The following is a 25,265-nucleotide window of genomic DNA, read 5'->3' on the forward strand; positions in this document are numbered from 1 at the left end:
CTCGGTGAACGTTCGGTGATCCCGGGCAGGAGTCGCGCTGTGCCCTGAACGCGGGTGCAACGCTCGTGCCATGTCGGTCGGGACGCTCGAGCGGAACGCAGCGAGCCCACGATTCGCTCAGGCCGCGTCGCCCCGAGGGTCCCGGCTCGAGATCCAGGCCCTTCGCGCGATCGCTGTGGGCATGGTGGTCATGTACCACCTGCGCCCCACCGCGCTGCCGGGCGGTTACGTCGGCGTCGACGTCTTCTTTGTCATCTCCGGATTCCTCATCTCCCGCCATCTGGTCAAGGAGGCGTCGGCGACCGGGGGGCTCCGCCTCGGTCGCTTTTGGGCAGGACGGGTGCGCCGCATCCTGCCTGCGGCACTCGTCGCGACCGTCGCCGTCGTCGCGTTCTCCACGGCGGTGCTGCCGAGGACCGCGGCGGCCGAGATCGGGATCACCGGCATGTGGGCGGCGCTCAGCGCAGCGAACTGGCGATTCGCCGCGAGCTCGACGGACTACCTCGCCCAGTCCCCTGACGCGTCCCCGTTCGAACACTTCTGGTCACTCGGTGTGGAGGAGCAGTTCTACCTGGTGTGGCCCCTCGCGGTCCTCGGTGCCGCAATGCTGGCCCGACGCCGACTGGCCTCGATCCGCACCGCCGTGCTCGTGCCGTTCGTCCTGGTGCTGATCGCGTCGCTGCTGTTCGGCATCGTGTTCACGTTCAGCGGGTCACCCGCGGCCTACTTCGTCACGCCGACGCGGATGTGGGAGCTCGCCGCAGGCGGCGTGCTCGCGGTCCTGCTCGTCGACCGGCAACCGCCTCCTCTCGCCGCAGCTGCCCTGCAGATCGCCGGGGTCATCGCCATCCTGCTCGCTGGAGCCTTGTTCACGGCGCGGACGCCAATGCCCGGGGTCGCAGCGCTGGTGCCTGTCGCTGGTGCGCTCGCGGTGATCACCGCTGTCGACGCAGTCGGCCTGCGCCGGATCTGGGCCATCCCTCCAGTGCAGTACCTCGGCGCGATCTCCTACTCCCTCTACCTCTGGCACTGGCCGGTCATCGTCTTCACCCGGCTGCTCCTCCGTCACCCGCTCGGGATCGTCTCCGGTGGAGCGGTCATCGCCCTCTCCCTCCTGCTCGCGACGCTCTCCTACCGGCTGGTGGAGCAGCCGCTGCGCCGGGTCCCCATCCGGCGGCCGGGCCGCCTGATCGCAATCGGCATCGCGTGTTCCTTGGTGGTCGCCGCCGTCGCTGCCGTGCCGATCCTGCGGAACTCGATCGCCGACGCTGCAGAAGGAACCGCTCGAACCGCAGTGCTGCGGGAGGCGGGACCCGCCATCGGCTGGCCGCAGCTCACGCCGCAGGCTGATCGCACGTGGGCCCGGAGCGAGCACGTCGTGGTTCCCGGTCCGGACGCACTGGCAGACGACCTGGCCTTCGGCACATGCACGATCGAACCGCTGTCCACGACCTCACCGATCTGCGTCGCCGGCGACACCAGCAGCCGGACGACCATCGCGGTCGTCGGCGACTCGCACGTCCGTCAATGGGCGTCGACGATCTCCCGCCTCGGGAAGGAGCGACACTGGCGCGTCCTCACCATCCTGCACAACTCCTGCCCCTTCAACCTGCTCCCCCGGCCCCTCGAGATCGACCACCAGTCCCGCTGCACCGAGGCGGTCCGATGGACGGTTCCCGTCCTCGAACGGGAGCACGTGTCGCTCGTGGTGACCTCCGCCTACCGCAAGTCCTATCGAGGAAGCGACGCCTCGGAGGCAGCTCAGGGCTATGCGGACATGTGGCGATCGCTGCAGTCGTCCGGCATCCAGGTCGTCGCCCTCGGAGACACCCCGACCCCGATGACCGACCCCATCGACAGGGACTGCATCGTGCAGCGCGATCCCGCCCGATGCGGGCTGAGCCGAGAACGGGCGACGGCGGTCGTCGACCCATTGCGGCTCGCCGCCGCCCGCACACGCGGCGTGACCTTCGTCGACCCCACCGATGCGTTCTGCGGCACGACCTGGTGCCCCGGCGTGATCGGCAACGTCGGCGTCTACGTCGACGACAACCACGCCAGCAACACCTACCTCAGCAGCGCCTACCCCTGGGTCCAGGCGCACCTCGGAACCGCCATCTCCGCCGAACTGCGCTCCTGAAAGCAGGCAACGACGGTGATCCTGGCGTCGTCCGTTGCAACTCGCTCGGCTTCAACGCCCTGCGCTTCAAACCGGATAAAACAGGAGAGACGCCGTCCTCATCAGCCGTCGCGAAGCGGGCTCCCGCTGACCTCGAACCGGAATCCGCCGAAGTGACCGTTCAAGAGGTGCCTCGCTTCAGCGATCGCTGCAGCGACGTGCGGATCGCGCAGCGACGCACTGTGCGCCTCGGCGCTGTCCCAGATCTCGACGACGAAGACGGTATCCGGCTGCTCGGAGTTCGTGCCGACCTCGTACAACTGGCAGCCGAGCGCCCGCAACGTCTCATTGCGTTGAACCAGCCGAGCTACGAGCTCATCGCGCATGCCAGGACGCGTCCCCAAGGTTCCTGCGTTCACAAAGCTCATGTGTCGACGCTAATCACCCGTGGTGGTGGTCGGCGCTCCGCTTGACTGCCCGCGGCAGCGCCCGCAATGAGCGCATCTGGTCGTCATGCAGCCGCGATCAGTGCGACCACACCCGCGCGATCGAACAGGTGCGCCGCCCGAGTCGCACGGACGGCGACGGACTGCGTGTGACGCCAACATCACCATCCGTCATCGACCCTTGTCAGAAGCTCGCCGGCGAGGAGCCGAGCAGCCCGAGCTCGCCCCGACGGCGACGATCCCGGGACGGTCAGGAGCCCTGCCGGGCTCAGTGCCGTGCCCGGAATGGTGACATCGTCGTGCTCGGGAAGGCGCTCGTTCACGCAGCGGATCAGCCACCCAACGTGCTCGACCATCGCCAGCTCCGGATCGCAATCACGTCCGGGGAGTCGCACGGACGACCCAACCCCATCCGAAGAAGTCAGCGAGCAAGTGGCGGCGGGAAAGGTCTCCACGGGCTCCGTGCACCCTAGCCTGTGCCAGATGGCGAGCACAGAGCGATTGCCCTCCAGCGGTCGAGTCGAGGCGTTCAGCGACGGCGTCTTCGCGATCGCGATCACGCTGCTGGTACTCGACCTGCGGGTCCCTGAGCATGAGCCCGGCGAGCTGTTGCCGTCCCTCGGGTCGATCTGGCCGTCCTACCTGGCGTACATCGCCGCATTCCTGTCGATCGGTGTCGTCTGGCTGAACCACCACGCGGTGTTCTCGCGAGTGCAGTCTGTCGATCGTGGAGTATTGGGGACGAATCTGCTCCTGCTGCTACTGACCTCGGTGCTGCCGTTCCCAACCTCCGTGCTTGCAGACGCCATCCGCGCCGGAAGCCTCGTTGATCAGCGCGTGGCGATCGGTCTCTACGGCCTGGTCAGCGCGGCGACCACCGTGCCGTGGCTCCTGCTCTACCACCACCTCCACGCGACGCCCGAACTGGCCCGCGACGGCACCCGACCTGGCTACTTCGGCGCGCAGCGCACCCGCGCTGTCGCCGGTATGGTCGGATTCCTCCTGGCGATCGTCCTCGGCGTGACGCTATCCCCGCTGGTCGGCCTCGCCCTATTCGTCGCGCTGCCGCTGTTCTACGCGATCACCAGCGAGGGCGCCTTGCCCCGCGCGAGCACCCCGGCGAAGTGACCTCGCGACAGGAATTCGTCCTACCGGCGATCGGCCGTTAGACCGCGGTCACGTCGCTCGATAAGTTCGCGCACTGAAAGATGCGAACTTGCGCGGACCGTTTCAAAAACAGGGCAGTGGAACGACTTGTGGTCAGGGCGCCTGAGGGGATGTCGGGTGGATCGGCGATGCTGGCCCGTCAGAAGCTTCCGAATGTGAGGGTGCCGCGGAATGCGTTGGTGGTGCGATCTCCGATCGCTGGGCGCAGGTGAATCGCCTGGATGTGGATGCTGCCCTGATCGATGCAGGTTGTACGGTGCCTACCGCTAAGCGTCGGTGGCTCGTAGACAGTTATCAGGACCTGCATGCGCGTCTCGCGTACCCAGATGTCCTTGGCTTTGCCACACGCGACATCGCCGCTGTCCACCCAGGCTACGAGGATGCGCTTGGCGTTACTGCTGTGCGGGAGCACGCGGAAGCCGACGCCTGGGCGGTCGGATTCAGGAGCGGGTGACGTGAGGACCGGGATGCTCGTGTTCGGGACTGCATGTCTGCCCGCGACCAGCGGGCTCGCCCTCACTGTGACCGTTCCCGGGAGGGGCGCCGGAAGCGAATCGAGGGGATCTGCGGCGGTACAGCCGTTGAGGACGATTGACGCTCCGAGAATCGCGAGAAGGGCGACGCGGCGCACCTCATCACGTCTACCGCGCGTCTGTGAACTCGTGCTTCCCACTGGGCCACGCAGGGTCAACGACTCTCTTGCCCAGAGGGTGGCGACGCGGTCTCCGCAGCAGGCAGTTGAGACGCGCGCCGAGGTCAACCCTCTATTCGAGGACTGTTCAGCGCCGTTGCGAAGAAGATCGCAATCAGTCCGACGGCCATGAGGGCTGCGATCCCGTAGACGAGTAGTTCCATACGGGTGAAGCGACTCTTGCGGGTCATACTCGAGTACCCCTCATGTGTCTCGGGAAGGATCACGGCGCGTAATGCCGTGCGTCGCAGGCAGTCTCCCGGCGCACGCCTCGTTCTTGGTCGTCTCAGGAGTGAACGCGGACGGTCCGCCTGATTGACACCTACTCCGCTGTCTCCTGCACGAAATTGAGAAGCCGTCTAATCCTTTGAACTAGTCGTTCTGCGGCAGTTGCATCCACGTAGCGGTAAATGCGGCTACCAGAGCGAGAAAGGCGAGGGTCGAGATCGCGATGCTTCGGCGGAGGAGGCGCGGTGGGACGACGGCTGCGGTGACGGCGCCGACTAGCGCTACCAGCACGATTGTCGCGAGAAGGCAGAAAACGATCGTGGTCACTGCCAGAGGTCTACCAAGGTGCGGTGTCGCGACGGCCGGCACTGGTGTGAACTTCGAGCGACAACCCGTGCGCGACGGTTCCGTGTCGAGGGATCTGCGACGTCGAGTCAGGGCTAGATCAATGAGCCGTTGCCGAGGCCGTAGGCGCGGGCGATGGCGATGGCGATGGCGAGTGTGTCGGCCAGTCCGATTTCTATCTCGCGGTCGAGGTCGATTGAGTAGGTCTCGACGGAGTCGTCGGGTCCGCGCAAGATGCGTATTGTCGCGCTGCTCCCGTGGCGTTCGACGGCTAGTAGGTGGATGTGCGTCGGCGAGGATCGCGTGACGGGGGCGCTCATCGGGTCACCGCCTCGAGGATCTGGGTCGCAGTGCCGGCCCACTGGCTCAGCGCTGCGATCAGGACGGCGACCGCCTCGTCGGCGTCGGCGGTCTCCGTCGCCCAAGCGATGACCCCGTCGGGACGGACCAGCAGACCGGTCAACACCCGGTAGGACTCGGGGCACCCGGCGACGGCCGTGTCCTCGACGATGGTCTCCACCCGCCCCGACCAGCGGGCGCTCGTGTGGGCGAGGGGGCCGCCGAGGCGGTCGAGCAGCACGAAGCGTCCAGTGTGGAAGTGGTCCGCCAGCCGGCTCCCGTCCGAGAGAGGTGCGTCGCCGATCACGCTGCCAACGAGCGCGTGAGGGGGCTTTTCGTCCTCGCCGCTGTCGAGTTCGTACCGCTGGGCGATGCCGGAGGTGGTCAGGACCATGTACGTGGTGGTGGCGGTGTTGGACAGCAGGTCCTGCTGCACGACGCGACGCAGCTGGGCAGTCTTGTCGTCGCCGCGCATGAGGGCGACCTGGGCGCGGGTCCAGTCGAGCACCTGGGCGGCGATCGGGTGCCGTTCGGTCGTGTAGGTGTCCAGCAGCCCCTCAGGCGCCCAGCCGTTCACGGTGGCGGCCAGCTTCCAGCCGAGGTTCATCGCGTCGCCAGCACCAAGGTTGAGTCCCTGCCCGCTGAACGGGGAGTGGACGTGCGCGGCATCGCCGGCCAGCAGTACGCGGCCGGCGCGGTAGGTCACGGCTTGGCGCGCGTTGTCGCTCCACCGGGTAGCCCGACCCTTGATCGACTTCACGGTGACCGGCTGGCCCGTCACGAGGCGGATGCTCGCCTGCAGCTCCTCGACCGACACGGGCTGGTCGCGGATGGCGCGGTCAGGGGCTCCGGTGAATTGGACGGTGAGGATCCGGCCCGGGATCGGGCCCAGGCTGTAGACGCCGGTGGGGGTGTGGTTCCAGCCCGGCCGCAGTCGCTCGAGGCCGTCCATTTCTGCGATGGCCTGGTAGCCGGTGGTCTCCGGGTCCGTGCCGACGAAGTCGATGCCGGCGAGGTGGCGCATCAGGCTGCGGCCGCCGTCGGCACCGACGACCCAGCCCACCCGGAACGGTCCGCGGCTGGTCGACAGCGCTATGCCGACCTCGACGCCCTGGTCGTCGCGGAGCGGGTCGATGCCGGTCACCTCCACGCCGCGGATCACCTCGACACCGAGCGCTTCGGCGTGCGCGCCGAGGAGCGCCTCGGTCTCGCTCTGGCGCACCATCACCGAGCTGCCCGCACCGGGGTGTGCGGCGATGCGCGGGTCGGTCTGGTCGAGCAGGTCGGGGCGGAAGAAGAGTCCGGCGAAATGCCCGGTGCTGGGGAACGACGCCCGACCGCCCGCGGCTAGCCGGCCGCTCATCGGCGTCGGTGTGCCGTGTGCTGCGGCGAATGCCTTGAGTTCCTCGCCGAACCGCTGCTGCGCGGCCTGCGCGGCAGGGCGGAGCCCGCGCCGATCCAGGATCTCCGCCGTCGCGACGTTGATCGAGCCGGCCTTGATCGTGGTGTCCGGCGCCTCGTAGCGGTCGAGCACGACGACGTCCACGCCGGCGATGGCGAGCTCGGCTGCGACCAGCAGCCCGGTCGGACCGGCACCGACGACGCCGACCTGATGTTCGAGACCGGACCGGGTCTCAATCAGAGCAGTGGAGGAGTGGGACATGACGACGTCTCCCTAGAACTTATCGGCGATCAGGGTCGGGAAGAACACTATCGATCAGTGTTAAATTTTGCTGTGTGACGAAGATCAACCGTCAACTCGTGATCGCCGAGGCTCTCCAGCTCTTGGACGAGGTCGGCCTCGACGGCGTGAGTACCAGGCGGCTAGCGCAGCGACTCGGGGTCGAGCAGCCCGCCCTTTACTGGCACTTCAAGGGCAAGGAAGCGCTTCTCAGAGCAATGGCCGAAGAAGCGATGACGCCGCAGACCACCGCTCCGCTACCTGCGCCGGGCGACGACTGGCGGGAGTGGTTCCTCGAGAACTACCGGCGGTTCCGGCGCACCCTTCTGCTGCACCGCGACGGCGCCAGGCTGCACGCCGGAACCTTCCCCAGCGGTGGCGGCCTCGACATGCTGCTCGCCAAGATCGCCTTCCTCGCCGACAACGGCATCCCAAGGATTGCGGCCCAGTCCGCGATGATGGCCGCCAGCCAGCTCACCATCGGCAACGCTCTCGAAGCCCAAGCCGCCCATGACAAAGCGCCGCCGCCCGGCCTCGAGGACGTGGATCACGCCCAAGGCTTCGAGGCCGGCCTGCAGCTCCTCGCCAGCGGCCTCGCGCAGCAACGGCACGAATCCGCGCGCACGGCATGACAAGGCTTATCCCCTCTGGTCGGCCTCGCCCTGTTCGCCGCTCCGCCGCGATCACCAGCGAGGGCGCCCTGCCCCGCACGCGCACTCCGGAGGAGTGACCTCACGACAGGAGGTATCCCTCCCGCCGAAGGCCCCTCGTCCGCGGTCAAGTCGCTGGATAAGCACCCGCGCGCCGCAAGATGCGAACGTGCGCGGAGCGTTTCAAGAGCTGGCAAACAGAAGGGCTCGAGACGTTTCGAGGATGGCTCATCGAGGGGTGCGATTCATTGCCAGTTTCTAGACGGGCGGCGCGGCAGGGGGCAAGGGACGACTTGAGCCCCTCGCTGGCCCCGTCGGTGCGTTCGTCGTTCGGGGTGACGGGGTGGGCGACGGGTTTCACCCGTCTTGCCCTGTCCTGGCCTGCCACCTCCGCTGGCGCGGCTCCCGAACCACCCACACACAGCAGAAAAGGCGTTGCTGTGCGTGGGTGGTTCGGGAGTGCAGGTGGCAGGCCAGGACAGGACAAGACAAGACAAGAGGCAGAGAAGTGAGAGGTGAGAAGAAGGAGGAAGTGAGCGAAAGAGAAGTGGAACGGGTGTGTCGATGTGTCATATGAACTGACGAGAGGTGGCGGGGAAGGGGTCGAAGTGGTGCTGTCGGTGGACGGTGTTCTCGTTCGGTCATCGAGCGGGGAGCGGTCGGAGAGGCAGAGGTGAGGCCGATGGTGCAGGCGGTGAATCGCGATGAGCGGACCGTGTGGGTGATGCCGCGGGACGAGTCGATGTTCACGTGGTTCTCGATCGTGCGGATCGCGGACGTGCAGTCGGTCCGCTGGGTGCTCGGCGCCCTGAATCGATCCGGCCAGCCGGTCTCCGTGCGACGAGCGCAAGCGTGGTGCGCCCGTATGCAGTCCGCGGGGCTCGTCGATCGTGCGCAGCTCGGCGGTCGAGGCGGCTCGCTGGTCTGGGCGACCTATGCGAGTACCGGGCTCGGGAAGCCGAATCTGTACCGGCAGACGACTCGTCACGAGGTGGCGGTCGCTGCGGCCTCGGCCCGGTACGCCACGGCCGGCTACGCGTGGCAGCGTGACGAGAAGCCGGCAACTGTCGGGGGCCATCAGGCCGACGGGATCGCACTCGCCCCACGTTGGGTCGAATTGGTCGAGGTCGAGCTGACGGCGAAGCGCATGCCGCGGTACGCGTCGATCTTCTCCGCCTATCGGCGGCGACTCGATTACGGCGACGGTACTGCGATCACTTATCTCTGCACGGACGCGGCCGCAAGGGCTGTGCGACAAGCGCTTGGCGAGCTTCCCGCCGGCCGCGCGATCGCTCCTCGCGTCGAGGTCCACCCCGTCTACGACGAGCGCGGCTACTGGGATGAGGAGTTGCTGCCGTCGTGGCTTCCCTCCGCCGCCGACCGGGCGCGGTTCTAGGAGCAGCCGTGGGCAGCATCGAGGCGTACGAGACGGCATCAGGTAGGCGATACCGCGTGCGGTACCGCGACCCGGCGCACCAATCGCGGGAGAAGGCGGGCTTCCGCCGGAAGGTCGACGCGGAGGAGTACCTCGCGAGCGTGACGGTGTCGTCGGCGCGCGGTGAGTACATCGATCCCAGGGCTGCCAAGGTCACCATCGCGGAGCTGGGGCCCGAGTGGCTGGCGAATCGCACACACCTCAAGGCGTCGTCGTGGAAGTCGCTGGAGGTCGCGTGGCGCGTGCACGTGGAGCCCGCGTGGGGATCACGGGCGATCGGGGACATCCGCTACTCGGAGGTGCAGGCATGGATCCGGCGGCTGGCGCCGCCCGGACAGGCATCCCGCGCAGCGACGAAGGTCAAGCGCGCCCACGGCGTCCTCGCCGGGATCCTCGACAGCGCCGTGCGCGATCGACGCATCGCGAGCAACCCCGCCCGGGGCGTGATGCTCCCCCGCAAGTCACCGAAGGCCCGCGCGTATCTCTCGGTCGAGCAGGTCGAGCTCCTCGTCGAGCTGCTGCCCGAGCATGCGGCGCTCGTGTACACGCTCGCGTACACGGGCATGCGCTGGGGCGAGGTCACCGGTCTCCGCGTGCGGAACCTCGACCTGCAGCGACGTCGAGCTCGGGTCGAGGAGAACGCGGTGAAGGTGTCGAACGAGATCGTTGTCGGGACGCCGAAGACGCACGAAGCGCGGACGGTCCCGCTCCCCCGTTTCCTGCTTCAGGGCCTCGCGCAGGAGATCGCCGGCAAGGGGCGGGACCAACTCGTGTTCGGTGACGGTGACATCCACCTGCAGCGTCCCCACGCCCGCAACGGCTGGTTCATGCGCGCGGTCGCGGCAGCGAGAGCACTGGACCCGACCTTCCCGCGCGTCACGATCCACGACCTGCGGCACACCGCTGCAAGCCTCGCCGTCAGCGCCGGCGCGAACGTGAAGGCGGTCCAGCGGATGCTCGGGCACGCGTCGGCGGCCATGACGCTGGACACCTACGCCGACCTGTTCGACGACGATCTCGACGCCGTGTCGGACCGCCTGGACGAGGTCCGAACGCTCCGCGTCAGCACGAGCCCCCACAGAAGTGTGGGGTTTTTGTGGGGGCTGGAGAAGGACAAGGGCCCCCGATCCGCGTCTTTACGCGGATCGAGGGCCCTCGGCAGTGCGGAGGATGGGGGATTCGAACTCCCCAGGGTCAATACGCAGCGCCATGCCTCTACGTACCGAGAAGCCGCATTTTGGCGGGCTTCCGGACTTGCCAGGCGATCGCAACGACAGCGAGGTGCACTCAAATACCTCGCCGGTAGCACACGGTTCAGCACACGGAAGGGGCATTCGGGATGGAACGCGCACTGACGGCCGTCGAACGGGCAGCGAGGATCGAGACACCGCGAGAGCAGGTCTGCGAGGGTCGGAACCATGACGAGGGCCTGCATGGCCACTCGGGGCCGGCTCGCTTCCTCGTGCGGATCGCCTGCCCGATGTGCGGGTACGGGCACGACCTCCGGCTGTGCGTCGGGCGAGTGCTGTACGGCCTCAACAGCGGTCGCCGGATGTTCTGCGATGGATGCGAGCACGAGGACGTGGTCGCCGCCTTCTGGACGATCGAGGACCTGCCCGCTGAAGAGCCGATGCACATGCCTTCGATCAGCCGCTGGCGGCGGCGCAGCTCGCACGAGATTGAGCAGTCTGTGCAGCAGTGGCTCGCCACGTGGGAACTGCGAATGATGGCGCAGAACTGCACGAAGGACACGATCACCGAGCGACTGACCACGGCTCGAGCGTTTCTCCGTACGGCGGTCTTTGAGGGCGAACCGCTTGATCTGAGCGAAATCCGCACGCACGAGCTCCTCCGCTTCATCTCGCGGACCGACCTGAAGCCATCGACCAGAGCGACCTACCGCTCGACGTTGACTGCGTTTTTCCGGTTCCTCGTCGGGGAGGGAGCGATCGAGCACGACCCGACAGCACGGCTGCCCCGCGTTCGCTTCCGCCCGGCCGAACCCGATCCGGTGCGCACGATTGACATGCAGCGACTCCTGGACTCCGGTATCCGAGGCCAGACGATCACGAAGGTGTTGCTGTACGCGTACGAAGGGCTCCGAGCATCGGAGATCGCGGCGATCAAGGGCGAGGACATCGACTGGGAGCGCGGCCGCATTTGGGTCGCCCACGCAAAGGGAGGACGTCCCGTCTGGCGCCCCCTCCACCCGCTGGTACTCGAGCACATTCAGGCACAGGACTACCCGCGCGTCGGGTACTGGTTCCCCTCGTACCGCATTCCTGGCCCTGTTACCGGAAGCAGCGTCTCCGACACCATCTCGAAAGCGATGAAGCGAGCCGGCATTCCGCATCGCCCGCACGACCTCCGGAAGTGGCACGGCACGACACTGCTCGCACTCGGGGCTGACTCCATCGACGTGCAGCATTCGCTCCGACATGTCGACGGGCAGTCGATGAAGGCCTACGTACTACCGAACGAGGAGCGGATTACCGCAGCGAAGCAGCGCCTTCCCCGGGTCGAGATTCCGACTCGGCCGAGACGCCCGCACGGTCCAGCGGAGAAGTGACCTTTGCGGCCGCACCGGTCGCAGTCAGCCGGCTTCTTTCTGCCGAGCAAGCCAGTCAACCGCGCCCGCTCTGCTCGCCCTGCACTTCCGCATCATCACGCGCATTCCGGCCTTCCGATCGCCCACTCTGCTCGCCCTAGATCTCCGCGCCGTGCCTCACCCATCTCGTCAGCAATCACCTCTCCTCCCCTGAACCCCTCACCCCGTCTTGCCCTGTCCTGGCCTGCCTCATGTACCCCCGAACCACCCACACTCAGTTCGTTCTTCAGAGCTGTGTGTGGGTGGTTCGGGGGCCGCGTCAGCGGATGAGGCAGGCCAGGACAGGGCAAGACGGCCGAAACCCCTCGTTAGACCCCTCGCGGTCGACGAGGTACCTAGCGAGGGGTCTGACGACGCGGGATCAGGCCGCGACGCCGAGCAGCTCGAGCACTCGAGAGCGGTCGTCGTGCGCGACGACAATCGTGATCTCGGTCGAGTCACCCTTCGCTCGCACTCTGACCTCCGCCTCGAGCAGCGCGGCGAGCAGCTGCGCGACGTCGGGCAGGAGCGGCGCGGCCGCGGGGGCTGCTGAGCGCCGGGCCGCCAGCTCCGCGTTCCGGGTGCTCAGGCCGGCGAGGATCTCGTCCGCGAGAGCATCCTGTGCCTCCGGTTGGCTGTTGAGCCGGAGGAGCGCACGCCCGTGGGCGGCCGTAATGCGGCCGGCCGCGATGTGGTCCTTGAGATGATCGGGCAAGGCGAGCAGCCGGACCGTGTGCGAGAGGGCGGACCGGGAGACGCCGAGCCCGTCGGCGAGGGCCTCCTTGGTGACCTCGAGCATTCCGAGCGCGTCGACGTAGGCGCGGGCCTGCGCGATGGGGTTGAGGTCCTGCCGGTGGAGGTTCTCTAGGAGCCCGTCGATGACGGCCTGCTGCTCGTCGATGTCGCGGACGAGCACCGGGACCGTTGCTAGGCCGACTGCTTGAGCGGCCGCAAGACGTCGACCGCCCGAGACGAGGAGAAGGCCGGTCGTGGTACGGCGGGCGACGAGCGGCGCGACGACCCCATTCGTAGCGACGGAGGCGATCAGATCGTCGCCGGCCTCACGAAGCGGGCACTCGGTTTGGATCGTGGCTGGGGCGACTTCGAGCAGCCGGACCGATGGGGCTGCTTGGCTCCCGCCGAGGAACATGTCCAGCCCCTGCTCGACGGTCTCGACGCCGCGGATACCTGCGGCGACGGACGCGCAGTCGGCGCACAGCGCGGAGAGGTCGGCGGGGACGCCGTCCCATTCGCTGATCCGTCGCGAGCGAATCGGGTGCGCGCCGCAGACGGGGTTGAGGAAGCCGCTGTCGCGCTGGGAGACGACGTGCATGAGGGCATCCGATCGGAGCGCTGCTCGGGCGAGCAGGAACCGCACCGTGGAGGTCGGGGCGCTCACGCGGCGACCGCCAGAGTGCGCTGCAGCTCGGCGGCGACGTGAGCGGCCCAGGCGGGCTCGGACTCGGCGTCAGGGCGCCACATGCCGCGCCCGCATGAGCACAAAATGTGCGTGGTGCCGTCGGGGCAGAAGTGGCCCTCGATGACGTCGTGCTCGATGCGGGCGAGGTCGCCGCGGCGGATGAGGCGGGTCTGGATGTCGATCGCGTCCGCGTAGGTTGCGACTGCGGTGGTGGTCATAGCAAAAACGCTACAGCCCTGTAGCATTTACGCTACGCCCCTGTATTAGGGTGCTACACCCTCGTATCGTGAGGCCATGGCCGACCTCGACGCGCTGCTCAAGGAGCTCGCCGAGGTGACCGACGTCATCGCCTCTCTCGATCAGGACCGCGATCGCGCGCACGCGCGACGCGAGGGATTGATCCGCAAGGCCAGCAGAGCCGGTGCCACCTACGTCAAGATCCGCGAGATCACGGGGATGAGCCCCACCACGATCAGCAAGGCGATCAACGGCCGCTCGTGACCTCCTCCGACCTGATCGACGACGCCTACCCGATCTGTAAGACCTGCCTACGTCCTCTCGAGCTCGAGGGGGAGCTTGACTCGCTTGCATGGATCTGCGAGTGCGGCGTCACACCTGTCCCGTAGTGCACACCAGCCTCACACCCCGTCAACTGGGGTCCGCTCGGCAGGACGGAACCATGAACGTCAGGTCCGAAGCGCTTGCTTAACCGCGCAAGGACCATACGATGACCGCATGCGACGCTGGACGGCGAGGTACACGTTCGCGTGGACACCCATCGTCACATTTGGCCTCAAACGTCTCAAGTTCCTCGAGTGGATCGACCAGAATCTCGAGCCGACGGCCTTCAGCGAAGGCCCAGATCACGTCGGTGTGGCTCCCAAGCGCAGCGATGTGCGCTTGACGGTGCGGCACAACCGAATGACCGTTGACGATGGCGCCGCAACGGACTCCGGAGTCTCCGCGCTTCTACCGCTCGTCGGAGCGGTCTTTGAAAGCTTCCAGCCGAAGAGCGTGGTCCTGTCCAGCGCCTCCGCAGCCTGGACCGCAGAGTGGCCTGACCCCGACTACGACGCAGCGCGACGTCGGTTCGCGATCTACCAAACCGGCGGCCCGATCACTGCCGCCCTACGTCCGAGTGACTCGTCAACGCTGATCGACCTCAGCGGACCGGATCACGAGGGACAAGCCGAGTTCGGCATCGTTAGCCGTGAGGAACTCAAGGAACGCCTGACCAATCCGGACGTTGGGCGGATGGTCGGTCGGCCAGAGACTAAGCTTCGGCACGTCAAGGACGAGGAGTTTCCAGCGGTCTCGCTGTTCGTCGACCTCAGCCTCAGGACTACCCATCCTGAGTTGCTGGAGGACCAAGCAGACGTTGAGACCGAGTTGAGCGACGTGAACTCGCTCGGTGAGCAGTTCGTAACGGTGATGGCAGAGCAGATCCAGAGCCGACAGGAGGAAGCACATGACGTTCGCTGACGTGCTCGAGCGCCCGAGCGTTCGCTACGACGCAAGCGCGGCCGAGGAGTGGTTCGAGGTCGAGGCGCCGGCGCAGGTGACTCCTCAGGTGCAGTTTGCGGCAGCCTTCGCGGGCATGATCGCTGCGATCGACGCCGGTGAGCGTCCGTCGGTCGAGGTCGACTGGGACGCAATCGACGCGCGAGCTGACGATAGGGACGAAGCTTTCGAAGCCAACGTGGCAGAACGCTGGGACGAGTAGACCTTTAAAGGTCAGCAGGCGCTAGCCTGCCCCTCGATGTCCGCGATCATCCAGCTCGGCCAGGTTTGGCATGCCTGGGTTCCCTACAGAGAGAAGCCCAAGCCTGGCGAGGCGGCTGGGAAGTTCCGACCGGTGGTCATCCTTGGATGGGCCCTGGAGCCGGGCCAGAGTCAGGACGTCATCGTGGTGCCCTCCACGACCTTCGATAAGACGCCCTCGAAGGCCAAGACGAACGACCTTCGCTTGCGCGATTTCGGGACAGCTGGGCTCGACAAGGACTCATTCATCCGGTGCGGGAGGCTCACCTCACTCGACCCGAGGTCATTGGATCGCGACAAGGGACCGCTGGGTACGCTCACTGATCGCGACCTGAAGATGATCGTGAACGAGGTTTCGCCAATGTTCGCCGTCTCGGGGTTCAAAGTCATCCCGTAGCGACCTCCGCGCCCGCTCGTCAGCGATTACGTGTAGCTCGCCCGGGCTCGTGTCCATGCGTGGGCGAAGCGACCTGGATCGAGTGGGGCGGGGTCCGCATCGACCTCGCGCACGTCTACCCGTCGACGCGGGACCCGATGATCCGAGAGGCCCGGTACTGGATGGCGCAGGGGCAGCGGCCGCCGATCCTCACCGTCACGGACGACGGTGTGGACGTGTCAGAGCAGCCCGAACGGTGGCCGGCACGGGTGCGGAACTACCGCGGGCTCGGCCGCTACGAGTGGGTTGGTGCCTCAACGGAGGTTTCTACGTCGTAGAACGACTGAGCGTCTGACTGGACTCGATGTGTCGAGCGAGCCCCAAGCCGGTCGTCCACCCGATCCAGATGTTGACGGTCGGCTCGTAGCCTTCTTCCGGCAGAACGGTGGGATTGGCGGCCTCCCACCTTGAGCGGAGCCTCTTGAACTCGAATAACTCGATGCTCATCGAGCCGCCTTCGGCGACGGGTCCACGTGGAGCGGATCGCTGGCGGAAGTCGGCACCGGTGACGATGACTTGCGGACTCCGAGCTGAGTCCTTGCCGATGTTCGTGAGTGTCAAGGTGCCACTCGCGCCGTCCCATGCGACAGACCAGGCGACGTACCAGTCCTCCTGCTGAGCATCGAGCGCACGCTTCGCAAGACGGCGACTGCGCTCAGCCCAGAAGATGCCGCCGGCACCGATAACCGCAGCGATCCCTGCCGACGCCCAGGAGGACGCGTCGCTCACGACTCCTGATTCTGCCGCGCCATGTCAGCAGCGCAAAGACTGCCCGTCGGTTCTGCGGCACGGCGCCCGCTGGGCGCGCGGTGCCCTTTCCGCACCACTCGGCCCCGGTCACTCGAGGGGTGGCGAGATCGCTCCTATGAGCGCGCCGGCCGCCTCGACTGCAGGGCTCAGCACGAGTCGGAAGAACTCGACCGCTAGTCCCAACTGCATCCCGGGATCCATGCCGCGGTAGATCCCGGACTTCCCGTCCTCACCTCTCCAGACAGCCACATGCTCGCCGTGCAGCTCGATCGGTTCACGACGCCGATGAACGAAGCCGTCTCGGTACTGCTTGACATAGTCAAAGAGCGGATGATTCAACAAACCCCGGAGTCGGTCCCACTCCGCCTGCCCACGCCAGCGCCGGAGCTTCTTCAGCGAGTCACGGCGAAAGACCGGCAACCGGTTCGCGTCCAACGTCGAACCGTCGCGGAGCGCGAGCATCGTCGCGACGCGATCCAGCGACGAGAGGCCTCGGAGCAACGCGGAGTCGATCAGTTGGCCAGCCCACCATCCGCCGAGCAGCCGGGTAGCCGGGATGCGGGTTTCGGGGCTCTCGAGCAACACGTGCGGAGGCGTGTACGTAGAGACGTTGCTCGACAGGAACGCCATTGCCTTCGGCGAGATGCCAAGGTGCGCGGCGGTCCGCGAGGTCTCGTTCAGCAGGGCAAGCTCGCGACCGAGAGCCTCGATGTACAGCGCGGCGGTGGCGACTTCGAACCGGTACTCGTCGACGAGGCGGACGAGGTCGTTTAGTGCGTCGTCGTAGAGGTCGCCCTCAACGGGAGCGGCCATGCTCCTATCGATGCCGAGCATGAATCCCTCGAGGCTCGGCGGGGCAAGCTCCTCCTCGAATATCCGGGTCGACACTTCGATCGCCTCACGGGGCGGATCCCACGCCACAGTCTGATCCTGCCGAAGGGGTACGACAGTGGGCGCGACGCCGGCGACGTCAGAACGGCATCTCGTCCTCGTCCTCGACTGCGCCCGTGTTCAAGGCGAAGGCCGGCTCGAGCGCCCGGTCGTGAAGCAGCGCCTTCCGCCTCCGGAGGAGGTCACCGAGCGGCCGACCGTCGACCGGCGTCGCGCGCTGCTGCGGGGTCAGGCGCTGCCACAGCGCTGAGAGTTGCTCGAGGTCGTCGTACTGGTCGAGGCCGGCCGCGATCCCGTCCGCGTCGAACGGCTCCCGCTCCGCCTCCGGCGACACGTGCTCGCGCGGGGTGGACTCTCCGTCGGCGAGGCCGAGCTTCCGCCAGAACCAGTCGAGCGAGAAGTCCTCCGGCACCGCGGTCCGCTCCGTGATCTGCAGCCGCAGCGACCGCACCCCGGACACCCACACCTCCCCCAGCGTTGGCATCTCCACCAGCGCCCCGACGTCGAACGGTAGCGACTTGTGCGCCTGCACCTTCGCGATCCGCTCCTTCGTCGGCTGCCCCCGCTCATCCATCACCGCGACCTGATCGAGCCGCGCCGTGAGCACGACCGGGCCCGGGAAGGACCGGATCGCGTCCATCACGTGAGCCCACTGCGCCGCAGCCGCGTTCCACAGGTCCGCAGTGACCTGCGCATCCTTGTGCGGTCCACCGCCCTTCCGCTCGTTCGCGACGTTCTGCGCGTTCTCCTTCAACAGATCCCAGAGCCGCGTCATCGAGTCCACGACGAGCAGCGGCACCCCGCGCGCCGGCGCCGGCTGCGCCGCAGCAGCACGCAACGCCGAGAGGATCGCCCGGTAGGAGCCGTCGTGCTCGACGATGTCGAAGTCGCCGAGCTGCCCGTACTCGTCAGGCTGGTCCTCCCCGATCGTGACCCAGTAGGTCCGACCGATCAGCGACGAACCGGTCGCCTTCGCCGCGTTGAAGGTCTTCCCCGTCTTCTCGCCCCCGGCGAGCAGCACGATCGGCCACGACGGCTTCCCCGTCGGCTTCCGCGTCTGCAGGGTCACGGTCATCGGTTCCCCCCTCGCAGCAGCGCGCGCCGGTCCTCCGCGAGCTCCGCCCGAGCTTGCGACGTCGCAGCATCCCGACGGCGGAGCGCCGCCTTCAGCTCGACCCGCGCGAGCAGCGCCCGGTACCGAGCGCCGAGTTCTCGAGCGGAGAGCCCGACGAGCCGGCGATCGAGCGCGGCCGGCCCGGTCCGGTATGCGCCGAGGTCGTCGTCGACGCGCGCCTCGACCTCGTCGGCGCTCACGGCTGCGGGTCCCAGGTCTCGTCGGGCGTCGACGCGGCGTCCGCTACCGGTGACGACTCCCCCGCGTCGATCGCCTCGATCTCCGCCGCGATCGCGAGCAGTTGCCGCGACAGCGGAGCGAGATCCCGCGCCGGCACCTCGTCATCGAGACGCGTCGCAATAGTGTCTCGAAGGGCCACTAGAAGCTTCCGACGGTTGCCGGATCTGCCGGCCGTGAGGATCGGTCGGCGGCGGCGAGTGGCGCGCTGCGCCGGGGATCCCGCCCCTGAGGTGACGGCACGGAGCGTCACGAGCTCGCCCTCCCTCGTGGGAAATCACTCGTGTGTAGAAGGGCGCTATGCCTGGGGGCGCGCCTGGCGGTGGGGGGAGGGGATGCACCCGCCCTCGAGCTCGAGCTCGAGCTCGACGTGGGTACGCCTTCGACGAGAGCGCCAGCGGTGCCGACAGAGCACGACGACCGGGTCGTCGTGCTCTGTCCCGCGGTTCCGGTGGCCATGGCTGTGCCCTCGTCAGATCCCGCGAGCGGAGTAGGCGTAGGTGCGACCCATGAGGTAGTTCGCCTGGCTCGTGCTCTGCTGGATCTGGCTGAGCAGGGAGATCTTCCCACCCGCGCCGGGATGCGCGTCCTCGTAGGCCTTGACGACGTTGGCGTAGCCCTTGCTTGCCGCGACTCGGACGATCGCCTGCGCGAGGTGCGTGTCGCCTGCTCGCTCGGCTCGCTCGAGTAGAGCGGCCGCGTCGTCTGCGCTCTCGAGTCGGTCGGCTCGGTCGTCGGCGTCCCGGCGGCTGATGATCTCGTTCGGATCGGTCTTGGTTGTGTAGCCGAAGAGGCTCCGCTCGAGGGAGGTGATCTTGTCCTGGATGCGCTTCACCTCGGCTGCCTTGAGCTGGTCGAGTCTCGCCTGCGCGTTGTCGCGGAGCGTGCTGAACTTCTCGCGGCGTCCCTCGTCGCTGAGGGTTGGGTCGCTGTCGATCTGACGGCGAGCCGCCGCGAGGCTCGACTGGACGGTGCCGGCTTCGGCGCGGAGCGGTTCGAGGGTCTGGTCGAACTGTTCGAATTCACTGGTCACGGGGTCTCCCGAGGTAGGCGGCGAGGTCAGCCGGGTGGATGTAGAGCCGCCTTCCGATCCGTTCGGCTGGGAGGCGGTTGCGTCGGATGGCGGCGCAGATGCTGTCTTCTGCGATTCGTGCGCGGGCGGCTGCCTCTCGCGGGGTCAGCCAGTTCAAGGGTGCTGAGCGGTCGGTGCTTGTCGTGTGGGTTGTCGTGTCGTCGCGGTAGGCCATCGCGACGCTGCGGAGCTCGAGGAGCTTGCCGTCGATGACGGGGTCGTCTCCGCGTGTGCGGCCGCGGAGCTCGGTGAGGTTCGTGTTGCGCTCGAGCCAGAGGCAGAGTCGCGGCGGCAGGACGACGCCGTGAATGCCGTTGCTGGCGGTCATCGGGCGTACCGCTCTGCGAGGCGCTCGAGGCGTGCTCGCTCGCGGATGCCGGCCTCGACGATGTCATCGGCGATGCCGAGCTGGATGGCGATGATCTCGGCGCTCACTTCCTGGTCGACGAGCTCCGCGATCTTGACGACGAGCGAGCGGGGCGGTGTCGTCCACTCGGGATCGCTGAGCAGGACGGCGTTCGCCGCGACGAGGTCGCTCACGAGAGCGGGGACAGTGACGCCGGCTTGTCGCGCTCGGGCCACGAGGCGTCGCTTCACGTCGCCGCTGACCTCGATGGTGATCTGGCTCATGAGGTGTGCGTGTCGCGCGACACGGAGTCGGTGGTCATTGCTGCTGCTCCTTCGTGGCGGTGTCGTGGTCGATGGCGACGAGTTCGTGGGCGCCTTCGCAGGCGGGGCCGCAGCCGAAGACGTTGAGTTCGGCGAGCAGGGTGTGGGCCCAGCGGAGGCGTTCGACGAGGACGATGCGGGCGTCGGGGCAGGTGATGAGGATCGCGATGGGTCCTCTGCCGGAGACGGATGTGCTGGGCCACGCGCAGCGTGCGAAGTAGTGCGAGCTGCGGTGTCGTCGGGTGCAGCGGCAGCTGGCGATGGTCCTCATGCGGGGACCTCGCCTGGGCGAGGAGTTGTTGTCTTCGCCCGTTCTGACTTCGACCTCGCCTCGCCCCCTAAGGGGCGAGTAGGCGAGGTCAGATCGAGTTCGTCAGGCGAGGTCAGGGCGAGGTCGGGCGAGGTCGGCTTGAGGGAGTGGATTCGGGCTCCGCGGGCGCCGGCGACGATCACGGTGTGGCCGGCTCGGTGTGCTGCGTCGAGTGCTGCTCGGATCGCGGTCGTGCCGATGCCGGAGCCTCGGAGTTCCTGCTCGATCGCGTTTTGGGTCTTGCCTTCGGAGGTGGAGAGCACGGCGAGCACCTCGGGGACGTGGTCCTGGACTCGGGCTTGGAGGCGTGTCATCCCGCCGAGCCGGAGTCGGCGCGTGGGTGCGTCGAACTCGAGGACGGTCTGGGCGATGTCGACGTCGCGGCCGAAGGCGGAGAAGTAGCGGCGGCTGCGAACGTCTCGCGTGTCCTCGCGGGCAATCTGCATGGTGACGTCGGGCCAGTCGAGGATCCGGGAGTCGCCGCGAGATCGCTCGCCCCCGTGGCCCATGTGGTGGACGACGACGGTCTCGCTGATGCCGGCCTCGAGCTTTAGGGCGTCGAACGCGGTGAGGAACCGGCCGGCGTCCTTGTCCTCGGAGAGGCCGAGGCCGTCGAGCGCCGGTCGGAGGCAGTCGAGGATCAGGGTGCGGGTCCCGCGGAGGAGGTCGGCCCACTGCGCGCGGGTGCCCGGGTCGAGGATGTCGAAGGTCGAGATCTGGCCCCGCAGCGGAAGCACTCGGACGAGTTCGGGCCGTTGGATCCCCTGCTCGCGGAGCCACCGGCGCAGGGTGCGGGCGTCGAGCTCGTCGTCGAGGAGCGTAACGGTGCCGGGTGTGGCGTCGTAGGCGTCGAGGAACGGGGTTCCGTCGGCGAGTGCTCGCATGAGGTTGCCGACGGTGGTCGACTTCCCGGCCTTGTACTGGGCGACGAGCATCGCGTTGCCGCCGGTCGGGAGGAGCTCGTCGATCGCCCATGTGGGGTCGATGTCGATCTCGGCGAGGAAGTCGGGGAGCCCGAGGGGGCGGGGCACGGCCTGGCGGCCGGCCTTCTGCGCTGCGAGTCGCTCTCGAGCGGCCGTCTCGACTTGGAGGTCGGCCATGCGCTGCGCGACGAGGTACTCGTGGCGCTCGTCCGCGGATGGGTCGATGAGCGGGGCAGGTTCGTCCCAGAGGTCGGTCAAGGTCACGCGACCCCCTGTCCGAAGGTGGTGTTCCGTTGGTGCTGCTCGAGCGCACGGCGCAGAGCGGTGCGGTCGCCGCGCTCTCGGGAGAGCTCGACGAATGAGCGGGTCCTGAGGAGCGGGGCGACGGGGAAGGGTTCCGGCACGGCGAGCAGAGCGTCGAGCCGGCGCGCTTCGGCCTCGGCGGCCTCGAGCGGGCCCTGCAGGCTGAGCCGGCCGAGGAGCCAGACGTCGAACCAGGGCCGCGGGAGCTGCCAGCCGGTGATCTGCCCGAGGAGGAGCATCTCGGCCGGTGCGCACGAGACGGCGTCGCCGAGCGGCGACTCAGGCTGCTGCTCTGGCGTGGCCACCGCGCACCTCCCGGCTCGAGTGGTGCCGGAGGCCGGGGCGCTCGACGTCTTCGAGGGCGACCGTGACGCGGTCGGAGCGCGCTTGTACGCTGATCACTGTTCGCTCCTTGGTGGGGGTTGACGACTGCCGGCGCGAGTTGACGGACTCGGCGCCGGCTTCTTCTTTGAACCGCAATCCCTGCTCGGCGCTTCTAGGTCCGGAGGACCAGGTCCGGCGCAGCGACCGTTCCAGTGGTCAGCAGGGCGAGCAGCGGCTCGCGCGGGATGACTACGCGGCGACCGATGTGGATTGCGGGGATCGTTCCTGCACGGATGCCTGCGGTGATCGTTCTCGGGTCGCACGAGAAGAGTTCCGCGGCGTCTGCTCGCGTGATGGTCGCCGCCTTCGAATGGCGCAATTGCTCAAGATCCACGGCCCGCTCCGTTTCTTGTAGACGCCTCTAGAGGCGCTACATGGAACGTAGATGTACCCCCTTGCGGGTGTCAAGTATCGGGCGCTACGTTTCTTATATGGCACCCGAGCGGCAGCGCGGGAACGAGATCGGGCCCACGGGACTCACGGTCGCGTTCAACCTCCGTCGACTCCGAACGAGCGCCGGCCTCGACCTGCGCCTCATGTCGAAGCGCCTCAGCGATCTCGGACGGCCGATCTCGCCGGCTGCGCTCAGCCGGATCGAGAACCTCGAGCGACGCGTCGACTCCGACGATCTCGTCGTGATGGCACTCGCGCTCGAGGTGAACCCGAATGCGCTCCTCCTGCCCCCGACGGGGCACCCAGCGAAGGTCATCGAGCTGGGCCCGACTGTGCGAGTCAATGCCGACGAGGCATGGCGATGGGCAAGGGGCGAGCACACGATCGGAACCGATGCTGCTGGGCGCACCGCAATGGAAGAGGCCCTCGAGGTAGCGCCGGGGACGCCGGCGGCCGAGCGGTGGGCGATCATCCGCGAGCTGCTCGAAGCCGAGCACATGAAATTCCGAGCTCGCGTCACGCCGGGAACTCCGAGCGATGCCGGCCCGTCGGTGTCCGATGACCCTGGCGGAGACCGTGGCTAGGTCTCGGCGCCGCGGCCGCGGGGCGCTCTATCGCTACAAGACCGCCGCCGGCGAGCGGTGGCGCTGGCAGCTCTACGTTCCGGTCGACGCGGACGAACCGGACGGCGAGCAGCGTCGGGTCGGCGGTGGCGGCTTCCGCACCATGGACGACGCCGACGACGCCCTCCGCGAGGCCGTGCGGAAACTCCGCGCCCAGGAAGTCTTCGCGACCAAGGGCGCCCCGGCAGTCGCTGCGTTCGCCGAGCAGTGGCTCGCCGGGCTCGAGCTCGCCCCGTCGACGTTGCAGGGGTACCGCAAGATCGTCCGGAATCACATCGCGCCGCACGTCGGTCGGGTGCAGGTCGACAAGCTCACCGCGACGCGGATCGCTCGGCTCTACCGGGAGCTGCGAGAGGACGGCCGCCGCGACAGCGTGGGCCACGGTCAGCCACTGTCGGCGAACTCGGTGCAGAAGATCCACGTCGTGCTCGGCGCGATCCTGCAGGCGGCGGTCGACGACGGTCTGATCACGACGAATCCGGCTCGGCGTACTCGGACCGTGAAGGCTCCGACGGGCAAGACGATCCGGGCGGCTCGGCCGGAGATCACGGCGTGGAGTGCGCGCGAATTGACGGCGTTCCTCGTCTGGGATCGCGACGTCTACGACGACGACCTGTTCGCGCTGTGGCGGACGATCGCCTACACGGGGATGCGGCGCTCAGAAGCGCTTGCTTTGCGCTGGTCGGACGTGGACTTCGACGGAGGCCGGCTCAGCATCCGCCGCGCAGCGGACGTCACGACGCGGAACGCGGTCAAGACGACGAAGTCCGGGCGGAGCCGGGCGATTGACCTCGATGAGCCGACGGTCGCGCTGCTGCGGAGCTGGCGAGCGCTGCGCGGCACGATCGCGCTGTCGCTCGCTCGCCCGGACGCGTACGTCTTCGGGAACCTCTCGGGTGAGGTTCGCTCCCCCAACGAGGTCGGGCGACGTTGGACTCGTCGGGTTGCGGCCGCACAGACGGCAGTGCCGGAGCTCTCGCGGATCACTCTCAAGGGCCTGAGGCACACGCACGCGACATTGCTGCTCGAGGCCGGCGTGCACCCCAAGGTCGTGCAAGAACGCCTCGGTCACGCCTCGGTGATGATCACGATGGACATCTACTCGCACGTCACGCCGACCGTGCAGAAGGCGGCCGTCGACCGCTTCTCAGCCCTGCTGGGAGGCGCGTAGCACATGCATCAGCACATGGCCGGAACGACGAAGCCCCTGACCTGGACGAAAGTCCTGGTCAGGGGGGCAACGCTTACTGCGGAGGATGGGGGATTCGAACCCCCGAGGCTGTTACACCAACACGCTTTCCAAGCGTGCGCCATAGGCCACTAGGCGAATCCTCCTGGGCGCGGCGAGCCGCGCGGCCGTCGAGCATCCTACCGGGCCGAACGGGTGCTCGCGCAGTCCGGTACGATCGACGCCGGCTCCCCGCGTGGCGCCATCCAGGCCAACTCCCCCAGGGCGGAAACGCAGCAAGGGCAACCGGGCTCTGGCGGGTGCGCGGGGGGTCCTTCTCGTCTTCGGCGTCGGTTCCGGCAGCATCCGTCGGATCCGGCAGCGGGATCGGGGCAGCAGGTCTGCCGGAAGCGCCGAGGTCTGCCGGAAGCGACGACGACGTGCGGCGGGCCGGACCCCGCCGTCTGGGGACTGCGCGCCCCGCCCGACGCCGCCTAGCGTCGAGCGCATGACGACGATCGCGGCCGCGCGCACCCTGCGTCCGCTGCGCCACCTCGGGTGGCGGACCACCGCGGCGGGCAACATCGCACTCGTCGTCCCCGGCGCCGCCGTGGCCGTCGTGATCGCGGCGCAGGACGGCCGACCCGTCGTGGCCGGCATCGTCGGCGTCGTCGCGCTCGCGGTCGCGGCCGTCGTGATCGTGCCGGCGATGCGCATCCGCACGCTGCTCGCGCCGGACGGCATCACGACGTACTGGACGAGCCGCATCGGCTCGTTCCACCTGCCGCGCACCGATGTCGCCCGCTCGGTGATCCGCACGATCTACAACGGGGACGGCGTCAGCACGAATCGGCACCTGTTCCTGCTCGACCGCGAGGGCCGCGCGGTGTACCGGATGTCGGACCGCTGGTGGACCGACGAGCAGCTCCTCGTCGTCGCGCACCACATGGGCGCGACCCTCGAGTCGCAGAACCAGCCCGTGCACCTCGCGGAGGTGCGGAGGACCGCCCGGTCCCAGCTCACCTGGGCGGAGCGCCACCGGATCTCCGCGGTCACGATCCTCGTCGTGGGCGCCTTCGGGCTCTGCCTCGCGTTCGCCGCGCTCGCGGTGGCGGCCCTGTAG

At 68.0% G+C, this 25,265-nt stretch carries 31 protein-coding genes, 1 tRNA gene and 1 other RNA gene; 15 read left to right on the forward strand and 18 right to left on the reverse strand.

Annotated elements, in window-relative coordinates; all coding sequences use genetic code 11:
* Positions 1-70: 70 nt before the first annotated feature.
* Positions 71-2,140 carry an acyltransferase family protein gene (locus CLV52_RS00155; protein WP_133763744.1) on the forward strand — a complete coding sequence of 690 codons (2,070 nt, stop codon included), beginning with the start codon at positions 71-73 and terminating at the stop codon, positions 2,138-2,140.
* Between the two features lie 101 nt (positions 2,141-2,241).
* On the opposite strand, the gene CLV52_RS00160 is transcribed toward CLV52_RS00155, so the two are convergent.
* Positions 2,242-2,547, reverse strand: coding sequence for a putative quinol monooxygenase (locus CLV52_RS00160; protein WP_133763746.1), 306 nt, complete (start codon positions 2,545-2,547; stop codon positions 2,242-2,244).
* 501 nt (positions 2,548-3,048) lie between these two features.
* Here CLV52_RS00160 and CLV52_RS00165 point away from each other — a divergent pair.
* Positions 3,049-3,693: a TMEM175 family protein gene (locus CLV52_RS00165; RefSeq protein WP_162850650.1), complete on the forward strand. Its 645-nt coding sequence runs from the start codon at positions 3,049-3,051 to the stop codon at positions 3,691-3,693.
* Positions 3,694-5,091: 1,398 nt separating this feature from the next.
* On the opposite strand, the gene CLV52_RS00170 is transcribed toward CLV52_RS00165, so the two are convergent.
* A complete protein-coding gene (locus tag CLV52_RS00170; RefSeq protein ID WP_133763750.1) occupies positions 5,092-5,316 on the reverse strand; it encodes a hypothetical protein in 225 nt (74 codons plus the stop codon).
* Positions 5,313-6,998 (reverse strand): FAD-dependent oxidoreductase, encoded by a 1,686-nt coding sequence (locus CLV52_RS00175; RefSeq protein WP_133763752.1) that lies wholly within the window; start codon positions 6,996-6,998, stop codon positions 5,313-5,315. The genes CLV52_RS00170 and CLV52_RS00175 overlap by 4 nt, the downstream gene beginning before the upstream one ends.
* A 74-nt stretch (positions 6,999-7,072) precedes the next feature.
* Here CLV52_RS00175 and CLV52_RS00180 point away from each other — a divergent pair, with 74 nt between their 5' ends.
* The 4 genes from CLV52_RS00180 to CLV52_RS00195 all read left to right on the forward strand — a co-directional run bounded on the left by CLV52_RS00180 (position 7,073) and on the right by CLV52_RS00195 (position 11,670).
* A complete protein-coding gene (locus tag CLV52_RS00180; protein WP_133763754.1) occupies positions 7,073-7,648 on the forward strand; it encodes a TetR family transcriptional regulator in 576 nt (191 codons plus the stop codon).
* A gap of 700 nt (positions 7,649-8,348) precedes the next feature.
* Positions 8,349-9,062 (forward strand): hypothetical protein, encoded by a 714-nt coding sequence (locus tag CLV52_RS00185; protein WP_133763756.1) that lies wholly within the window; start codon positions 8,349-8,351, stop codon positions 9,060-9,062.
* Between the two features lie 8 nt (positions 9,063-9,070).
* Positions 9,071-10,456 (forward strand): tyrosine-type recombinase/integrase, encoded by a 1,386-nt coding sequence (locus CLV52_RS00190; protein WP_133763758.1) that lies wholly within the window; start codon positions 9,071-9,073, stop codon positions 10,454-10,456.
* On the forward strand, positions 10,441-11,670 hold the full coding sequence (locus CLV52_RS00195) for a tyrosine-type recombinase/integrase (protein ID WP_133763760.1): 1,230 nt from the start codon (positions 10,441-10,443) through the stop codon (positions 11,668-11,670). The genes CLV52_RS00190 and CLV52_RS00195 overlap by 16 nt, the downstream gene beginning before the upstream one ends.
* Positions 11,671-12,070: 400 nt before the next feature.
* On the opposite strand, the gene CLV52_RS00200 is transcribed toward CLV52_RS00195, so the two are convergent.
* Positions 12,071-13,087 (reverse strand): ParB/RepB/Spo0J family partition protein, encoded by a 1,017-nt coding sequence (locus CLV52_RS00200; RefSeq protein WP_133763762.1) that lies wholly within the window; start codon positions 13,085-13,087, stop codon positions 12,071-12,073.
* Positions 13,084-13,326 (reverse strand): hypothetical protein, encoded by a 243-nt coding sequence (locus CLV52_RS00205; protein WP_133763764.1) that lies wholly within the window; start codon positions 13,324-13,326, stop codon positions 13,084-13,086. Before CLV52_RS00205 ends, CLV52_RS00200 begins: the two co-directional genes overlap by 4 nt.
* Before the next feature lie 76 nt (positions 13,327-13,402).
* Here CLV52_RS00205 and CLV52_RS00210 point away from each other — a divergent pair, with 76 nt between their 5' ends.
* The 5 genes from CLV52_RS00210 to CLV52_RS00230 all read left to right on the forward strand — a co-directional run bounded on the left by CLV52_RS00210 (position 13,403) and on the right by CLV52_RS00230 (position 15,583).
* Positions 13,403-13,609 (forward strand): hypothetical protein, encoded by a 207-nt coding sequence (locus CLV52_RS00210; RefSeq protein WP_133763766.1) that lies wholly within the window; start codon positions 13,403-13,405, stop codon positions 13,607-13,609.
* A 234-nt stretch (positions 13,610-13,843) separates the two neighbouring features.
* The gene (locus CLV52_RS00215) at positions 13,844-14,590 is read left to right on the forward strand and encodes a hypothetical protein (RefSeq protein ID WP_133763768.1); all 747 of its coding nucleotides are present in this window, start codon (positions 13,844-13,846) and stop codon (positions 14,588-14,590) included.
* Positions 14,577-14,831 (forward strand): hypothetical protein, encoded by a 255-nt coding sequence (locus CLV52_RS00220; RefSeq protein WP_133763770.1) that lies wholly within the window; start codon positions 14,577-14,579, stop codon positions 14,829-14,831. Before CLV52_RS00215 ends, CLV52_RS00220 begins: the two co-directional genes overlap by 14 nt.
* Before the next feature lie 36 nt (positions 14,832-14,867).
* On the forward strand, positions 14,868-15,266 hold the full coding sequence (locus tag CLV52_RS00225; RefSeq protein ID WP_133763773.1) for a type II toxin-antitoxin system PemK/MazF family toxin: 399 nt from the start codon (positions 14,868-14,870) through the stop codon (positions 15,264-15,266).
* Positions 15,267-15,325: 59 nt separating this feature from the next.
* Positions 15,326-15,583 (forward strand): hypothetical protein, encoded by a 258-nt coding sequence (locus CLV52_RS00230; protein WP_133763775.1) that lies wholly within the window; start codon positions 15,326-15,328, stop codon positions 15,581-15,583.
* Here CLV52_RS00230 and CLV52_RS00235 read toward each other — a convergent pair.
* From CLV52_RS00235 to CLV52_RS00290, 12 genes are all read right to left on the reverse strand, one after another.
* Positions 15,573-16,034 (reverse strand): hypothetical protein, encoded by a 462-nt coding sequence (locus tag CLV52_RS00235; RefSeq protein WP_133763777.1) that lies wholly within the window; start codon positions 16,032-16,034, stop codon positions 15,573-15,575. The two genes, CLV52_RS00230 and CLV52_RS00235, sit on opposite strands and share 11 nt — an antisense overlap.
* A 108-nt stretch (positions 16,035-16,142) precedes the next feature.
* A complete protein-coding gene (locus CLV52_RS00240) occupies positions 16,143-16,976 on the reverse strand; it encodes a hypothetical protein (protein ID WP_133763779.1) in 834 nt (277 codons plus the stop codon).
* A gap of 49 nt (positions 16,977-17,025) precedes the next feature.
* Positions 17,026-18,021 (reverse strand): AAA family ATPase, encoded by a 996-nt coding sequence (locus CLV52_RS00245; RefSeq protein ID WP_133763781.1) that lies wholly within the window; start codon positions 18,019-18,021, stop codon positions 17,026-17,028.
* On the reverse strand, positions 18,018-18,260 hold the full coding sequence (locus CLV52_RS00250) for a hypothetical protein (RefSeq protein ID WP_133763783.1): 243 nt from the start codon (positions 18,258-18,260) through the stop codon (positions 18,018-18,020). Before CLV52_RS00250 ends, CLV52_RS00245 begins: the two co-directional genes overlap by 4 nt.
* On the reverse strand, positions 18,257-18,397 hold the full coding sequence (locus tag CLV52_RS18625) for a hypothetical protein (protein ID WP_211342576.1): 141 nt from the start codon (positions 18,395-18,397) through the stop codon (positions 18,257-18,259). The genes CLV52_RS00250 and CLV52_RS18625 overlap by 4 nt, the downstream gene beginning before the upstream one ends.
* A gap of 372 nt (positions 18,398-18,769) precedes the next feature.
* Positions 18,770-19,330, reverse strand: coding sequence for a hypothetical protein (locus CLV52_RS00260; protein WP_133763785.1), 561 nt, complete (start codon positions 19,328-19,330; stop codon positions 18,770-18,772).
* Positions 19,320-19,697 carry a helix-turn-helix domain-containing protein gene (locus tag CLV52_RS00265; protein ID WP_133763787.1) on the reverse strand — a complete coding sequence of 126 codons (378 nt, stop codon included), beginning with the start codon at positions 19,695-19,697 and terminating at the stop codon, positions 19,320-19,322. The genes CLV52_RS00260 and CLV52_RS00265 overlap by 11 nt, the downstream gene beginning before the upstream one ends.
* Entirely contained in the window at positions 19,694-19,999 is a 306-nt protein-coding gene (locus CLV52_RS00270) for a hypothetical protein (protein WP_133763789.1), read from the reverse strand. The genes CLV52_RS00265 and CLV52_RS00270 overlap by 4 nt, the downstream gene beginning before the upstream one ends.
* A 34-nt stretch (positions 20,000-20,033) precedes the next feature.
* Positions 20,034-20,309, reverse strand: coding sequence for a hypothetical protein (locus CLV52_RS00275; protein WP_133763791.1), 276 nt, complete (start codon positions 20,307-20,309; stop codon positions 20,034-20,036).
* Positions 20,306-21,535 carry an AAA family ATPase gene (locus CLV52_RS00280; RefSeq protein ID WP_133763793.1) on the reverse strand — a complete coding sequence of 410 codons (1,230 nt, stop codon included), beginning with the start codon at positions 21,533-21,535 and terminating at the stop codon, positions 20,306-20,308. Before CLV52_RS00280 ends, CLV52_RS00275 begins: the two co-directional genes overlap by 4 nt.
* Positions 21,532-21,879 (reverse strand): hypothetical protein, encoded by a 348-nt coding sequence (locus tag CLV52_RS00285; protein WP_133763795.1) that lies wholly within the window; start codon positions 21,877-21,879, stop codon positions 21,532-21,534. Before CLV52_RS00285 ends, CLV52_RS00280 begins: the two co-directional genes overlap by 4 nt.
* Positions 21,880-22,070: 191 nt before the next feature.
* Positions 22,071-22,292: a helix-turn-helix domain-containing protein gene (locus CLV52_RS00290; RefSeq protein WP_133763797.1), complete on the reverse strand. Its 222-nt coding sequence runs from the start codon at positions 22,290-22,292 to the stop codon at positions 22,071-22,073.
* 97 nt (positions 22,293-22,389) lie between these two features.
* Here CLV52_RS00290 and CLV52_RS18630 point away from each other — a divergent pair, with 97 nt between their 5' ends.
* The gene (locus CLV52_RS18630) at positions 22,390-22,935 is read left to right on the forward strand and encodes a helix-turn-helix domain-containing protein (RefSeq protein WP_211342577.1); all 546 of its coding nucleotides are present in this window, start codon (positions 22,390-22,392) and stop codon (positions 22,933-22,935) included.
* Positions 22,928-24,145 carry a tyrosine-type recombinase/integrase gene (locus tag CLV52_RS00300; RefSeq protein WP_162850651.1) on the forward strand — a complete coding sequence of 406 codons (1,218 nt, stop codon included), beginning with the start codon at positions 22,928-22,930 and terminating at the stop codon, positions 24,143-24,145. The genes CLV52_RS18630 and CLV52_RS00300 overlap by 8 nt, the downstream gene beginning before the upstream one ends.
* 79 nt (positions 24,146-24,224) lie before the next feature.
* On the opposite strand, the gene CLV52_RS00305 is transcribed toward CLV52_RS00300, so the two are convergent.
* Positions 24,225-24,309 (reverse strand) — tRNA-Ser (locus CLV52_RS00305).
* Between the two features lie 76 nt (positions 24,310-24,385).
* Here CLV52_RS00305 and ffs point away from each other — a divergent pair.
* Positions 24,386-24,482: signal recognition particle sRNA small type (gene ffs, locus CLV52_RS00310), an RNA gene on the forward strand.
* Positions 24,483-24,650: 168 nt separating this feature from the next.
* The gene (locus CLV52_RS00315; RefSeq protein ID WP_133763801.1) at positions 24,651-25,265 is read left to right on the forward strand and encodes a hypothetical protein; all 615 of its coding nucleotides are present in this window, start codon (positions 24,651-24,653) and stop codon (positions 25,263-25,265) included.

Origin of the sequence: Amnibacterium kyonggiense (assembly GCF_004364555.1) — a bacterium.
Classification (GTDB): domain Bacteria; phylum Actinomycetota; class Actinomycetes; order Actinomycetales; family Microbacteriaceae; genus Amnibacterium; species Amnibacterium kyonggiense.